Origin of the sequence: Ornithinimicrobium sp. CNJ-824 (genome assembly GCF_001942405.1) — a bacterium.
Classification (GTDB): domain Bacteria; phylum Actinomycetota; class Actinomycetes; order Actinomycetales; family Dermatophilaceae; genus Ornithinicoccus; species Ornithinicoccus kibberensis.
In genome coordinates this window covers 1-14,207 of sequence record NZ_MKKA01000060.1, presented here as the reverse complement: position 1 = coordinate 14,207, position 14,207 = coordinate 1, and the positions used below count along the sequence as shown (strand labels likewise).

General features: G+C 75.3%; 11 protein-coding genes, 1 rRNA gene and 1 pseudogene. All 13 read right to left on the bottom strand.

Annotated elements, in window-relative coordinates:
- Positions 1 to 107 precede the first annotated feature (107 nt).
- A complete protein-coding gene (locus tag BJF81_RS14710; protein ID WP_075958966.1) occupies positions 108 to 713 on the bottom strand; it encodes an NUDIX domain-containing protein in 606 nt (201 codons plus the stop codon).
- Positions 714 to 743: 30 nt separating this feature from the next.
- Positions 744 to 2,435 (bottom strand): annotated as a pseudogene (locus tag BJF81_RS14705) (CTP synthase).
- Positions 2,436 to 2,451: 16 nt separating this feature from the next.
- On the bottom strand, positions 2,452 to 3,606 hold the full coding sequence (locus BJF81_RS14700; protein ID WP_075958965.1) for a glycosyltransferase family 4 protein: 1,155 nt from the start codon (positions 3,604 to 3,606) through the stop codon (positions 2,452 to 2,454).
- Complete coding sequence (gene murJ / locus BJF81_RS14695) at positions 3,603 to 5,294, bottom strand: murein biosynthesis integral membrane protein MurJ (protein ID WP_075958964.1); 1,692 nt, start codon at positions 5,292 to 5,294, stop codon at positions 3,603 to 3,605. The genes BJF81_RS14700 and murJ overlap by 4 nt, the downstream gene beginning before the upstream one ends.
- Positions 5,276 to 6,088: a hypothetical protein gene (locus tag BJF81_RS14690; protein ID WP_075958963.1), complete on the bottom strand. Its 813-nt coding sequence runs from the start codon at positions 6,086 to 6,088 to the stop codon at positions 5,276 to 5,278. The genes murJ and BJF81_RS14690 overlap by 19 nt, the downstream gene beginning before the upstream one ends.
- The gene (locus BJF81_RS14685; RefSeq protein WP_075958962.1) at positions 6,085 to 7,227 is read right to left on the bottom strand and encodes a copper transporter; all 1,143 of its coding nucleotides are present in this window, start codon (positions 7,225 to 7,227) and stop codon (positions 6,085 to 6,087) included. The genes BJF81_RS14690 and BJF81_RS14685 overlap by 4 nt, the downstream gene beginning before the upstream one ends.
- Positions 7,228 to 8,358 (bottom strand): putative cytokinetic ring protein SteA, encoded by a 1,131-nt coding sequence (gene steA, locus BJF81_RS14680; RefSeq protein ID WP_237770270.1) that lies wholly within the window; start codon positions 8,356 to 8,358, stop codon positions 7,228 to 7,230. It abuts the gene before it with no gap.
- 67 nt (positions 8,359 to 8,425) lie between these two features.
- Entirely contained in the window at positions 8,426 to 10,237 is a 1,812-nt protein-coding gene (recN, locus tag BJF81_RS14675; protein WP_075958960.1) for a DNA repair protein RecN, read from the bottom strand.
- Positions 10,234 to 11,166, bottom strand: coding sequence for an NAD kinase (locus tag BJF81_RS14670; protein WP_202817503.1), 933 nt, complete (start codon positions 11,164 to 11,166; stop codon positions 10,234 to 10,236). The genes recN and BJF81_RS14670 overlap by 4 nt, the downstream gene beginning before the upstream one ends.
- Complete coding sequence (locus BJF81_RS14665) at positions 11,163 to 12,008, bottom strand: TlyA family RNA methyltransferase (protein WP_075958959.1); 846 nt, start codon at positions 12,006 to 12,008, stop codon at positions 11,163 to 11,165. The genes BJF81_RS14670 and BJF81_RS14665 overlap by 4 nt, the downstream gene beginning before the upstream one ends.
- A 199-nt stretch (positions 12,009 to 12,207) precedes the next feature.
- Complete coding sequence (locus tag BJF81_RS14655; RefSeq protein WP_075958957.1) at positions 12,208 to 13,062, bottom strand: HAD-IIA family hydrolase; 855 nt, start codon at positions 13,060 to 13,062, stop codon at positions 12,208 to 12,210.
- A complete protein-coding gene (locus tag BJF81_RS14650) occupies positions 13,059 to 13,769 on the bottom strand; it encodes a hypothetical protein (RefSeq protein ID WP_187345522.1) in 711 nt (236 codons plus the stop codon). The genes BJF81_RS14655 and BJF81_RS14650 overlap by 4 nt, the downstream gene beginning before the upstream one ends.
- A gap of 347 nt (positions 13,770 to 14,116) precedes the next feature.
- A 5S ribosomal RNA gene (gene rrf, locus BJF81_RS14645) occupies positions 14,117 to 14,207 on the bottom strand; the annotation flags it as partial.

The following is a 14,207-nucleotide window of genomic DNA, read 5'->3' as shown; positions in this document are numbered from 1 at the left end:
TTCGCCGAGGGATCCTCGGCCTCTCGTCGGTCCGCCGGACGCGCGGTGCCCGGGTCGGACCCCGGGGGGCCCGGGCGGGTCGTCACTCCGCCCCCGTGCACGAGGAGTCAGTGTAGCCGCGCCGCCAGGGCGAGCACGCCGACGATCATCGGCCCGTTGCGCACCTGCCCGCCCAGCACGGCGGCCACCACGTCGGGCACGCGGACCCAGCCCACCGGCATACCCGCCTCCTCGTGCTCGCGCACGTGCCGCTCCCCGGCGGGGACCTCCGACAGGCCGGTGGCGACGAACGCGGTGATGACCTCGCCGAGGCTGCCCGGGGACGGGGTGAAGGAGAGCAGCTGCTCCCAGTGCTCGGCCCGCAGGTCGGCCTCCTCGGCCAGCTCGCGCCGGGCCGCTTGGAGCGGGTCCTCCCCCTCCACGTCGAGGAGCCCGGCGGGCAGCTCCCAGTCCTCGGCGGCGACGGGGTGGCGGTACTGCCGGATGAGCAGCACCTCGGGCCCCCCGCGGTCCTCCCGGACGGCCAGGACGAGGACGGCGCCGTCGTGCTCCACGACGTCGCGGGTGACCACGCTCCCGCCGCCGAGGTCGACATGGTCGCGCCGGACGTCCCAGACCTTGCCGGTGAACGCCACCTCGCTGGCGACCACGGGCCGGCGGCCCGGCAGGTCGTGCAGGTCGGCGGCGCTCAGGCGGGGTGCGTCCAGGCTCATGCGCCTACGGTATGCGTCGCCCGGCCGGGTTCACTCGGGCAGCTCGTGCTGGTGGTGGCGTCCCTCGACCTCGACGAGGCGCTGGGCGCGCTGCTGGTCGAGCGCGGCCGCGACGAGACCGGAGAAGAGCGGGTGGGCGTGGTCGGGCCGGGACTTGAACTCCGGGTGCGCCTGCGTCGAGACGTAGTAGGGGTGCACGTCGGCCGGGAGCTCGACGAACTCGACCAGCGTCCCGTCCGGGGAGGTGCCGCTGATCACCAGGCCCGCCTCGACGAGACGGTCGCGGTAGGCGTTGTTGACCTCGTAGCGGTGGCGGTGCCGTTCGGTGACCTGGGTGGTCCCGTAGGCCTGGGCCACCACCGAGCCCTCCTGGAGGACCGCCGGGTAGGACCCCAGGCGCATGGTCCCCCCGAGGTCCCCCGCGCCCTCGACGATCGACTTCTGCTCCTCCATGGTGGCGATGACCGGCTCGGCGGTCTGCGGGTCGAACTCGGTGGAGCTGGCCCCCTCGATCCCGGCCACGTGGCGGGCGTGCTCGATGACCATGGCCTGCAGCCCCAGGCAGATGCCCAGGGTCGGCACGCCCCGTTCGCGGGCCCAGCGCAGGGCCCCGATCTTGCCCTCGATGCCGCGCACCCCGAAGCCTCCGGGGACGAGGATGGCGTCCACGCCACCCAGCGCCGTGCTGGCGCCGGCGTCGGTGCGGCAGTCGTCGGAGGCCACCCACCGGATGTCCACCTTGGCGTCGTGCCGGAACCCGCCGGCGCGCAGCGCCTCGGTCACCGACAGGTAGGCGTCCGGGAGGTCGACGTACTTGCCGACCAGGGCGATCTCGATGCGGTGCTCGGGCTCGTGCACCCGCTCCAGGAGCGCGTCCCAGGCGGACCAGTCGACGTCCTTGAACGGCATCCCCAGGTGGCGCACGACGTAGGCGTCGAGCATCTCGGCGTGCAGGACCTTGGGGATGTCGTAGATGCTCGGCGCGTCGATGCAGGCGGCCACGCCGTCGTTGTCGACGTCGCACATGAGCGAGATCTTGCGCTTGATGCCCTCGGGGATGACCCGGTCGGCCCGCAGCACGAGGCGTCGGGGGTGATGCCGACCTGCCGCAGCGCCGCGACCGAGTGCTGCGTGGGCTTGGTCTTCAGCTCGCCGCTGGGCGCCAGGTAGGGCACGAGCGAGACGTGCAGGAAGAAGCAGTTGGCCCGGCCGATGTCGTGCCGGACCTGGCGGGCGGCCTCGAGGAAGGGCAGCGACTCGATGTCGCCCACGGTGCCCCCGATCTCGGTGATGATGATGTCCGGCCGCTCACCCTCGTCGCGTCCGCGGCCGCCCGCATCCGGGCCTTGATCTCGTTGGTGACGTGCGGGATGACCTGCACCGTGTCGCCGAGGTACTCGCCACGACGCTCGCGGGCGATGACGTCGTTGTAGACCTGCCCGGTGGTGACGTTGGACCGCCCGGAGAGGTTGGTGTTGAGGAAACGCTCGTAGTGGCCGATGTCGAGGTCGCACTCGGCGCCGTCCTCGGTCACGAAGACCTCGCCGTGCTGGAAGGGGTTCATGGTCCCCGGGTCGACGTTGATGTAGGGTCCAGCTTCTGCATGGTCACCCGCAGCCCGCGCGAGCGGAGCAGGAACCCCAGGCTGGAGGCCGTCAACCCCTTCCCCAGCGAGGAGGCCACGCCCCCGGTCACAAAGATGTGCTTCGTCGTCTCCGCCACGGGCTGCCAGTCTACGTCACGTGCCGGCCGGTCCGGGTCGGGGGTGGTCGGCCAGGACACGCTCGTATGCCGCGACCGCCGCCGCCACCGCGTCCGCCTCGGTCGGCAGCTCCGCGGCCCGGACCGCGGCCCGGCCACGCAGGATGGTCCGTTCGGCGGGGTGCTCGAGCAGGGCCCGGACGGCGTCCGCGAGCCCGGCCGCGACCTGGTCGTCCCCGCCCTGGTCCGGCACCAGGACGGCGGCGCCTCCCACGACGAGGGCCGTGCCGCCGACGTCGGTCGCCACGACCGGGGCCCGTTGCAGGAGAGCCTCCTGGAGCCACACCGGCTGACCTTCCCAGCGGGCCGCGGAGAGCACGACGTCGGCCCCGGCGAGCAGGTCCGGGACGTCGCCCCGGTGCCCCAGCAGGTGCAGGTCCGCCCGTCGTCGGGCCGCAGCCGCGAGCCGCTCCTCCTCCGGTCCCTCCCCCGCGACGACGAGGTGGACCCCGGCCGGGTCGGCGGCCCCGGGGCCGTTGAGATGGTCCAGCATCGCCACCGCCCTGTCGAGCCCCTTCTGGGGCGCCAGCCGGCCCACGACGAGCACGACCGTGGCGTCGGGGTCGAGACCGGCGGCCGCGCGAAGCTGCTGCCGGGCGGCGGCCGGGTTCCGCCGGGCGGCGGCGGGCGCGGGCACCACCGCGAGGTCGACGGCGCCGGCACCGGCCCCCCGCGCCCGTACGGCCAGGTCCGGGGAGACCGCCAGGAGGAGGTCCGACCGGGCGGCGACGAGGCGTTCCATGCCCGTGTAGACCAGCCGGTCGGCCCGCCCGTCCGGGGGTGCGTTGTGCATCGTCACCACGAGGGGGTCCGACCGGCGCAGGGCCACCGAGCACAGTGCCCCCGCTCGCAGGCCGTGCGCGTGGACGACGTCCGCCGTGGCACCGACGGCCCGCAGCGTGCGCACCGCGCGCGCGTCGAGGACCGGGTGGGGGGAGGAACCGACCGTGAGGGGGACGATCCGGGCGTGCTGGTCGAGGGCGAACCGTTCGGCGACCTCCGGCGGGCAGGCGACGGCCACACGGTGGCCGCCGGCCGTCAGACCGGCGGCCAGCATCTGCACGTGCCGACCGACCCCGCCGGCCACCAGGGCGGTGACCAGCAGCACCCGCGCCGGACGACGCAGCCTCATCGTTCCCCCTCCCCTGCGGGGACCCCCGCGCCGGCGTCGCCGCCGGGTCCGGGGTCCGGGCTCCTACGGGTGCGCCCCCGGCGCCGCAAGTGCGCCACAGTCCCGGGGTCGGCCACGCCGAGCCCGACCACCGCGGAGACCAGCACGGCGAGGCCGACGAGGAGGGCCCGCCCGAGCGTCGGTACCCATCCGCCGGCGGGCTCGCCGAGGACCGTCTCGGCGAGGAGCACGACGGGTACCGCCCCCACGAGCACCCCGAGCCCCGACCGGGCCGCCCGGCGCCCGGCGCCGGCTCCCCACGCCAGCCGGAGCTCGCGCAGGAGCAGCAGTCCCGCGACGGTCATCCCGACGGAGGAGCCGACGGCCAGGAGCCGCAGCGTGGTCCCGACCGTCGCGTCCGCCGGGGCCAGCACCAGGGGGACCAGCCCCGCGACCGCCCAGCCCGCCCCGGCGGCGGCCGCCGCCCGCAGGGGCGATCCGTGCGCGTACAGCGCGCGCGTGGCCACCGCCAGCACCGCGAACCCGGGCAGCCCCGGGGCCAGCAGCCCGAGGGTGGGCGGCAGGGCGGCCAGGCTCTGGGCCCCCGGGCCGTCGGCCCCGGCGTCGAGGAGCACGAAGGCCCGGCCGAGCTCGCGGCGCAGCGCGACGAGGACCGCTGCGGCCAGCACCGCGGCGGCGACCACACCGGCGAGGGTCTGGTGCAGCACGGCCTGCCCCCGGCCTCGGCCGGCGCTGAGGCGGGGGAAGCTGACCGTGGCCAGCGGAACGACAAGCACCGCGTAGGGCAGCAGGTAGGCGGTCTGGGCATAGGTCCACACGTTGATCGCGGCGACGCCGGTGGCCGCGTTGCTCAGCAGGAGGACGACGACGGTCGTCGTCTGCTGGGCCAGCACGACCGCGACCCCTGCCAGGACGAGCAGCCCGGCGCGGGTGCCCGTCCCCTCCGGGAAGCGCCAGGTCGGACGCCAGCGCAGGTCCAGCCGGGTGGCCGGTCCGAGGACGGGCAGGACGAGGGCGACGACCCCGAGGGTGGTTCCGCCGGCCAGCAACCACAGTGCGGACGGGGGCAGCGCCTCCAGCGGGGCTGTGGGGTCGTGGAGGGCGCCGAAGGCGAGGTAGACGGTGATGACGACCAGGCTGGAGACCACCGGGGCGGTCGCCGCGGCCAGGAACCGGCCGTGTGCGTGCAGGACGCCCGTGAGGACGATGCCCACCCCGTAGAGGAGGACCTGGGGCGCGAACAGCAGGAGCATGAGCTCGCCGGCGGCCCGCGCCTCCGCCGGAGAGCACCCTTCGACGCCACCCAGCAGCCACCCCGTCAGTGGCCCGGCGGCGAGGGCGACGACCACCGCCAGCGGGAGCAGGACCGTCACGGTCCAGGTCAGCAGGGCCGACGCGGTCCGGCCGGCCAGGTCGTCCCGGCCGCGGTGCAGGTGGCCGGCGACGAGGGGAACGGCCACCGCGGCGAGCGCACCGCCGGCCGCGACCTCGAAGAGCACGTTCGGCACCAGGTTGGCCGTGCCGTAGACCTGGCCCACGCAGGTGGCTCCCACCGCGTGGGAGAAGACCACCCAGCGGACCAGCCCGACGGCCCGGGCCAGCAGGGTGACGCCGGCGACGAGGCCGGCGGCGGCGAGCAGGCCGCCCCCGCCCCTTCGCACCGAGGAGGTCACCGCTGCCGGCCCCACCGGTCCAGCGTGCGCAGCACGGGGGTGGACTCGATGACCCGGGTGAAGCTGACCCGTTCGCTGGCGAGGGTGAGTCCGGTCAGGACGGCCAGCGTGGCCCACCGTCCGCGAGGACCCATCCGGTGCGCCGCCGCCGCCCCCACGGCTGCCCCCAGGGGGTTGGCCCCCGTGTCCCCGAGCATGGTGCGTCCGGCGAGGTCGTCCGGCAGCACGACCAGTCCTGCCCCGCTCACCGCGGCCGCGGCCGGCTGGCCCCCCGCGACCAGGGGCAGCGCCGCGGTCAGGGCGACCTTGAGGGCGCGCCCGGGGCGCAGGTCGAGCAGGTTCGCCAGGTTGGCCGCCCCGGCGACCACCCCGGCACCCGCGAGCGTGTGCGGACCGGTGCCGCCCGGGACGCGGGCGTCGGCGGGCGCGACGGCCAGGAGTCCTGCCACGCCGAGCGCGACGACCTTCAGCGCTCCGGTGGTAGGTCGTCCGTCGCGGAGGGCCCGCAGATGTCCCCCGAGCCCCCGGGCGGACCCGTCGCCCGCCAGGTCGTCGAGGCCGCCGGCGGCGGCCGCCAGCAGCACCGCCCCCGCCGCGGCGGGCCTGGCGGCGAGGAGGGCCGCCGCCGTGCCGCCGGCGAGGGCCACCCCCTCCACGAGGGAGACGGTGGCCCCGGCGTGGTTGGTGCGGAGCCAGCGGGCGCGGCCCCCGGGCAGTCCACCACCGGCGTCCAGGCGGCGGATCCCCGCCGTGACCGTGGCCGCCACCAGGGCCGTCGTGAGGGTGCGCAGTGGTCGGGCGGGCCTCACGGGACGGGTGCCTCCGTGGCCCCGTCCTCGACGGTCCCGTCCTGGACCGCCCCGTCCTCGGCGGGGGGCGGAGCCGGCGCCCCGTCGGTGCTCCCCGTCTCCGGAGGGACGCCGACGTCCAGGTCGGCCCGGACGGGGGGTACCACGGGCACGGGGGCCTGGGCAAGCCGGCCGAGGCCGTAGTGGCCGGCGCGGTCCCGGGTCTCCCAGGCCAGGGCCAGGACCGTGGCGATCCGGCCGGACACCCCCTCGAGATCGTCGACGGTGGACAGCTCGCCGCTGAGCTCACGGTCCTGCCGCACCGCGGCCAGGAACGGGTCGAGCGCGTCGGGGCCGCCGTCCGGGCCGAGCGCAGGTCGGCTCTCCGTCCCGGTGCCCGTGACCACGGTCGGCACCTCCAGCGCGGCCAGGGCGGCGGCGAGGTCGATCCGGTGGGCCAGGGCGTCGGCGTCCTCGGCCTCGGCGGTGGGGTCCCCCGCCTCGGCCGCGAGCCCGCCGGCCACGACCACCAGCCCGTCGGGAGGCCGGCGGTCCCGCACCGTCCCGTCGGCCGGCTCGTCCCAGGTCACGTCGACGAGGTCGGCCTCGGCGAGGTCGTCCAGGGCCACGAGCCAGGCCCCCAGCTGCCCGGTCTCGTCGGCTCCGGCCAGCGCCGCGGCCAGGATGCTCGGGAAGGTCGGCCCGCCCCCGTCCGCCGGCTCCGGCTCGGAGAGGCTCGCCGCCAGCGTCGCGAGCAGCTCGGCACGGTCCGCCGGCAGCGGTTCGACGTCCCACCGCGCGTCCACGTCGACCGTGAGCGCCACCTGGGCCCCGGCGTCCTGCAGCCGCTCCCGGAGGTCGTCCAGCGGGTCCCGGTCGGCCCCGGGGAGCACCACCAGGCCGACGCGGGCGCCGGTGAGAGTCCCCGACACCGCCCTGCTCCCGGTGCGGTGCAGGCCTTCCTCCCGCGCGTCGGCCAGGCGGCGGGCCTCGTCGACGTCCTCCCGCAGGCTCACCCGTTCCTCGCGCAGCTGGGAGACCTCCCCCTCGAGCGTGGTGGAGAGCCCCTCGCGCAACGGCCCGGCCCCCAGCACGATGCCGACGGCGAGCGCGATGAAGACGGCCACCAGGGAGACGAGGTGGTAACGGAAGTCGATCACCTAGAACAGCCCCTCGACCCAGGCCCAGACATCGTCCCATCGTACGGCTAGCACACCGAAGAAGGCCCGCCCTCCCGGGGTCGCGGCCAGGGCGACGAGCAGGGCGGTGATCCCTGCGAGGACCAGCCACACGAGGGAGCCGGTGGAGATGCGGGAGCGGTAGAGCAGGCTCACCCCCTTGGCGTCCACGAGCTTGCTTCCCACCCGGAGCCTGGTGAGGAAGGTGCTGGCCATCCCCTGGCGCCCCTTGTCGAGGAACTCGACCAGGGTGGCGTGGGTGCCGACGGCCACGATCAGCTCGGCCCCCTTCTCGTCCGCGAGCAGCATCGCGATGTCCTCGCTGGTGCCCGGGGCGGGAAGGACGACCGCGTCCCGGACGCCCAGGGCCTCCACCCGCTCCAGACCAGGCGCCGTCCCGTCCCGGTAGGCGTGCACCACCACCTCTGCCCCGCTGGCGAGCGCGCGGTCCGAGACCGAGTCCATGTCCCCGACGATGAGATCGGGCGTCAGGCCCTGCTCGATGAGGGCGTCCGCACCCCCGTCCACCCCGATGAGGACCGGACGGGCCTCCCGGATGAAGGGGCGCAGCGTGTGCAGGTCCTCCTTGTAGTGGTAGCCGCGGACCACGACCAGGGCGTAGCGCCCGGTCAGGTCCGTGCGCAACGGTGGGATGCCGATGCCGTCCAGGAGCAGGTCCCGCTCGGCCCGCACGTAGTCCATCGTGTTCTGGGAGAACGCCTCGATCTGGTCGGAGAGGTTGGACCGCGCATCCTGCAGCTGGGCTTCCACCAGCGCCGCGGTGAGCCGGACGCCCCGGGCCAGGACCCGCTCCTCCGCCCGCAGCTCGTCGCCCTCGAGGGTGACGGGGGTCCCCTCGGCGATCTGCATCACCGCGGGACCGGCCAGGTCCAGCACGGGGATCCCTGCCTCCAGCAGGATCTGCGGTCCGCGGTTGGGATAGGTCCCGGACGTGCTGGGGGCGGCGTTGACGACCGCGGCGGGCCGGCACGCCACGAGCGCGTGGGCGCTGACCTGGTCGAGGTCGTCGTGGTCGATCACCGCGACGTCGCCGGGCTGCAACCGCTTGGTCAGCTCCTTGGTCCGCGGGTCGACCCGCGCCGGGCCGGTCACGGGGGCCGGCTCCTGCGCAGCGGTCCGCCGCGGGCGGGATGGCCGGCTCACGGGGCGCCCACCGCCGTCATGCCCGAGCCTCCAGCCCCCGGCGGGCGAGCAGCTCCCGCGCGTGCTCCGTCGCCGCCCGGGAGTCGGCGACCCCGCCCAGCATGCGGGCCAGCTCGGACTCCCGGTCGGCCCCGTCGACGACGACGACGTCGCTGCGGGTCACCTGTCCGTCGCTGCTCTTGCGGACCACCAGGTGGCGGTCGGCGTAGGCGGCCACCTGGCCCAGGTGGGTGACCACGACGACCTGGGCCGTACGGGCCAGACGGGCCAGCCGGGCTCCCAGGTCGAGGGCCGCGCTGCCGCCGACCCCGGCGTCGACCTCGTCGAACACGTAGGTCGGCAGGCTGTCGTCGCCGCAGACGACCTCCAGGGCGAGCATCACCCGGGACAGCTCGCCGCCGGAGGCCGCACGGGCCACCGACCGGGCCGGCGCGCCGGGATTGGCGGACAGCCGGATCTCGACGTCGTCCAGGCCGTGCCGGCGCGGCACGGCCTGCCGACCGTCGGGCAGGGGCACTGTGCCCGGTGGCTCGTCCCCGGAGCTGGTCGGCTCGTCGGTCTCGCGGCTCTGCGCGCGGGCGTCGGGGCCGGTCGCAGCGGCCGGACGTCGCCCCACGTGCACCACCACCTCGGCGGTCCCCATCGCCAGATGGCTGAGCTCCTCGCCGACCTCCCGACCTACGCGTCGCGCCGTCTCCTCGCGGACGGACGACAGCTGAGCGCCGAGCCGACCCACCTGCACCCGCAGGGACTCGGTCCGCCGGGCGAGCTCGTCCACGTCGTCGGCCGACAGGTCGAGGCGGGACAGCTCGTCGCGGGCCTCCCGGGCGAACCGGAGCAGCTCCCGGGTGGTGGGGCCGAAGCGCCGCAGCAGCGCGGTGAGGTCGGCCCGACGTCGGTGCACCGCGTCCAGGCGTTCGGCGTCGACGTCCACCCCGGCGGCGTAGCTGGACAGGTCGGAGGCCAGGTCGGAGGCGAGGTAGCCGATCTCGTCGAGGCGGCGCCGCAGCGCGTCGAGCTCGGGATCGTGGGCCGCGGCCGGGGCGAGCGCCGAGGATGCGGTCGAGACCAGCTGCGCCACGCTGGCGACGTCCACCCCGGGGTCGTCCGGCCCCACGAGCGCGTCGTGCGCGGCCCACGAGGCGGTCTGCAGCTCCTCGGCGTGGCTGAGGCGTTCGGACTCCGCCCGCAGGTCGTCCTCCTCGCCCTCCTGGGGGTCCAGCCCGTCGATCTCGGTGAGCGCTGCGCGCAGCACGTCGACCCGCAGGCTGCGCTCGGCGGCGCCGCGGACGACCTCGACCAGTCGGCGGCGTGCTGCCTGCCACGCATCGAAGGCCTGCTCGTAGGCCCCGAGAGCGGCGGCCAGCTCGGGTCCGCCTGCCGTGTCGAGCAGGATCCGGTGCTGCTCGGCGTCCCGCAGACGCCACTGGTCGGCCTGGCCGTGCACCGCCACCAGGTGCTGCCCGACCTCGCCCAGGACGGCGACGGGAGCGGACCGGCCGCCGACGTAGGCCCGCGAGCGCCCTCCGGAGGCGACCGTGCGGACCAGCAGGACGCCGTCGGAGGCGTCGCCGCCGGCCTCGGTCACCCGTCGCGCGGCCGGATGGTCGGCCGGCACGTCCACCTCCCCCTCGACCACCGCCTGGGCGGTGCCCGAACGCACCAGCCCGGCGTCGCCCCGGGCACCCAGCAGCAGGCCAAGACCGCTGACCACCATGGTCTTGCCGGCACCGGTCTCGCCGGTGATGACGTTGAGCCCCGGGCTTAGGTCGAGCTCGGCCTCGTCGATGACCCCCAGGCCCTGGATACGGATGCGTCGCAACGTCATACGGGCGCGTCCTCCACCGGTGCGGGCCCCGGTCCCCGCCAGCCGGTGACCGGCAGCTCGAACTTGGCCACCAGGCGGTCGGCGAACGGTTCGTGCCCGAGGCGGGCGAGCAGGACGGGGACGGAGGATCGTCGCACCTCGATCCGGGCCCCCGGAGGCAGCTCGACCGTGCGTCGCCCGTCGCACCACATCACGCCGGCCACGTAGGAGTGCGGGACCACCTCCACCGCCAGGTGCGTCCGAGGCCCCAGGACCAGCGGACGGGCGAACAGCGCGTGCGCGGAGATCGGCACGAGCAGGAGGGCCTCGACGTCGGGCCAGACCACCGGCCCGCCGCCGGAGAAGGCGTAGGCGGTCGACCCGGTCGGCGTGGCCATGACGACCCCGTCGCACCCCCACGTCGACAACGGCCGCCCGTCCACCTCGACCGCCACCTCGAGCATCCGTTCCCGGGCGGACTTCTCCACGGACGCCTCGTTGAGCGCCCAGTTGTGCGCGACGGGACGGCCGTCGTGGAGCACGTCGACCTCCAGGGTCATCCGTTCCTCCACGTGGTAGTCGCGCTCCACGATCCGCTCGACGATGGTGTCCACGTCGTCCCGCTCGGCCTCCGCGAGGAACCCGACCCGCCCCATGTTGACCCCGAGGAGCGGTGTCCCGGCCGGACGGGCGATCTCTGCTCCACGCAGGATCGTCCCGTCGCCGCCGAAGACGACGACGAGCTCGCACCCCGTCGCGTCCACGTGGGGCGGGACCGGGCTCTTGGGGGAGACCACCCGGTCGGTCCGGACGATCTCGTGCGTCGGGTCCCCCTCGGGGACCACCTCGACCGAGATGCCGTGGGCGGCCAACCTCTGCTCGAACGCCTCGGCCAGTCCGGGGACCTCGGGTCGGGAGGGATGGGTGACGAGCATGATGCGTCGGGTCACTTCTCCTCCTCCCTCAGGGTGGCGAGCCGGTCGTGGACCGCCTCCGGTGTCAGGCCCCAGCCAATCATGTCGGTCCGACGGGGCCGCAGCCACAGCAGGTACTCGACGTTGCCGTGGCTGCCGGTCAGGGGCGACCGCAGCATGCCGTGGAGGGTCAGACCCACCTCGTCCGCCGCGGCCAGCACGGCCCGCAGGACCTGGTGGCGCTGCTCGGGCGAGCGCACCACCCCGTCCCGGGGAAGGCCGGCACGGCCCACCTCGAACTGCGGCTTGACGAGGAGGACGAGCTGACCGTCGGGGGCGGTCAGTGTGGCCAGGACCGGAAGGACGGTGCGGAGGCTGATGAAGGAGAGGTCGCCCACGACGACGTCGACCGGCCCTCCGACCGTGTCGGGAACGGTGTCGCGGATGCTGGTCCCGGACAGGTCACGCACGCGGGGGTCGTCGCGGAGGTCGTGGTGGAGCTGGTCGTGGCCCACGTCCAGGGCCAGGACGGAGGCGGCCCCGGCAGCCAGCAGGGCCTGGGTGAACCCACCTGTCGAGGCGCCCACGTCGAGGCACCGTCGCCCCGTGACCGTCAGACCCTGGGGTGCCCACTCCTGCAGCGCGTGGCGCAGCTTCAGGGCGCCCCGGCCGACCCAGCCCTCGCTGACCCAGGCGCTGGCCGCCCCTTCGTCGGCGTCGTCGAGGACGACCTCCTGGCCGTCGCCGACCGGTGTGGCGGGCCGACGCACCGGGCTTCCGTCGACCCGTACCCGTCCGTCGCGCACGAGCAGCTGCGCCTGGGTCCGGGAGGGGGCCAGTCCGCGCCGGACGAGGGCCGCGTCCAGTCTGGTGCTCATCCCGGGGGTCCGGGACGGGCCTGTCCTGGTCCGTTCGACGTGCCAGGGTCGTTCAGCCGCCGCTGCAGGGCGCGGTGCGCGTCGACCACGGCCTCGACCGGGTCCCCGTCCCCGGCGAGCCGCCGGTCTAGGTCGTCGAGCGCACCGTCCACGACGTCGTCCCCGGTGACGGGCCTGGGGTGAGGGTCGCCGGCAGCGGTCACCTGTCCCGCCCCCACAGGTGGGCCAGGTCGCCGATGGTGTCCACGACGTGGTCCGGGCGCAGCGACGGCTCCAGGGAGCTGACCTCGTCGGCGGTCGAGACACCCGTGAGGACAAGGGCGCTGGGCACGCCGGCACGGGCCGCCCCGGCGATGTCGGTGTCCAGCCTGTCCCCGATCATCAGGCAGTCCTGGGACCGCAGCCCGAGCCGGTCGAGGGCGACCTCGTACGCGGTGCCGTGGGGCTTGCCCACGACCGTGGGTTGCACCCCCGTCGCGCTGCGGACCGCGGCGACGAGGGAGCCGTTGCCCACGGCCAGTCCGCGCGTGGTGGGCAGCGTGGCGTCGTCGTTGGTGGCGATCCAGGCCGCACCCTGCCGGATCGCGTAGGCCGCCTCGGTCAGGTCCTGGACGTCGAGCCGCGGTCCGTAGCCCTGGACGACGGCCGCCACGTCGGCCACGCCCGTCGCGCCCGAGCGCTCCCGCTGACGGGTCGTCGTGATCCACGCCAGCCCGTGCTCGTCCAGCGCGGCACCGACCCCGGCACCCCCCACGGCCAGCACGGGTCGGTCCTGGTCGACGGTGAGCCGACCCTGGGACCTGAGCGCGGCGACCTCGGCCGCCGCCACCTGGGACGCCGTCAGCACGTCGTCCGGCCCGGCGGCCACGCCGAGCCCCTGCAGCTGGTCGGCGACCGCCTGAGGTGTCCTGGAGGCGTTGTTGGTCATGTAGAGGATTCGCACGCCGGCCTCGCGCGCCGAGGCCAGTCCCTCGACGGCGCCGTCGCAGGGCGCGTCCCCGCGGTAGACCACGCCGTCCAGGTCGCACAGGATCCCGTGGAGGAGCGCGGTCACGCGGAGGCTCCCGGTCCTTCACCGGTGGCCTCCCGCCGTCCGTCCACGCCACCCTGGCCCTGCTCGTCGTCGGTCTCCTCGCCCTCGAGGAGGTCCACGACCTCCGGCTCCTCCTCGTAGCCCAGCCGCTCCCGTGCGTCGGTGTCACCGGTCTCGTCCAGTTCCGCGGCGATGGCGTACCAGCGCTGGGCCTCGTCGTCCTGCCCGTCGGCCTCCAGCGCCGCCGCGTAGGCATAGCGCAGTCGCGCGGCCCACGCTGACGTCGACTTCCCTGCCAGCACCAGCTCCCGCAGGCTCTGCACCGCGGCCGCGGTCTGCCCCATGTCCAGCCGGGCCCCCGAGACGACGATGGCCATCTCGATCTGCTCTGCCGCCGGGAGGCGACGGACTTCCGGCCCCGCCCCGAGCTCCAGCGCCCGTTCCGGCCGGCCCAACCCGCGCTCGGTGTCGGCGATGAGGGGCAGCAGGTGATCCTGCCCGGACAGCCGGCGGGCCGTCCTGAACTCCCCCAGCGCCTTGCTCCACTCACCTCGCCGGTAGTGCACGACACCGAGGGTCTCCCGGACGCCGGCCACCCGCCCAGCACGCTTGGCGGCCGCCTGCGCGTGGGCCAGCGCCCGGTCGAAGTCCTCTGCGTCCAGCGCACGCCCCACGGCGACCAGGTGCCGCGCCGTGCCGTCGGCATTGTCCTTGCTCAGGGTGCGCAACTCGGCCCGCAGGACCTTGTCGAGCTGACCAGCCTCGATGTCCTCGGGGATCTCCGGTTCCGGGACCCGGCGCGGCCGATCGCTCCGGTCGCGTGCGTCGTCGCCACGTCCTCCGCGCGCCTCCCGAGGCGGCCCCGACCGACCGTCGCGGCGAGGTCCGCCCCGCTCGCTCCGGCCGCGGGCCCCGCGATCACGTTGCTCGTTCACCCTCGCTCCTCCTGTCGTCGGACGCCTCATCCTCCCAGACCACTGCGCCGCTGAGGACCCGTGACATGGGTGTGGGCCCCCAGGGTCCCGGTCGACACAGTGTGTCGTCCGGGCCCTGAGGGCCCACACCATCAATGGTGGTCCGGCGGTGTCCTACTCTCCCACACCGTCCCCGGTGCAGTACCATCGGCGCTGTCAGGCTTAGCTTCCGGGTTCGGAATGTGACCGGGC

Excerpts from the sequence above, each read along its gene's own strand:
- recN (WP_075958960.1), bottom strand. The coding sequence starts at position 10,237 with ATGACGTTGCGACGCATCCGTATCCAGGGCCTGGGGGTCATCGACGAG.
- BJF81_RS14710 (WP_075958966.1), bottom strand. The coding sequence starts at position 713 with ATGAGCCTGGACGCACCCCGCCTGAGCGCCGCCGACCTGCACGACCTG.
- BJF81_RS14665 (WP_075958959.1), bottom strand. The coding sequence starts at position 12,008 with ATGAGCACCAGACTGGACGCGGCCCTCGTCCGGCGCGGACTGGCCCCC.
- BJF81_RS14700 (WP_075958965.1), bottom strand. The coding sequence starts at position 3,606 with ATGAGGCTGCGTCGTCCGGCGCGGGTGCTGCTGGTCACCGCCCTGGTG.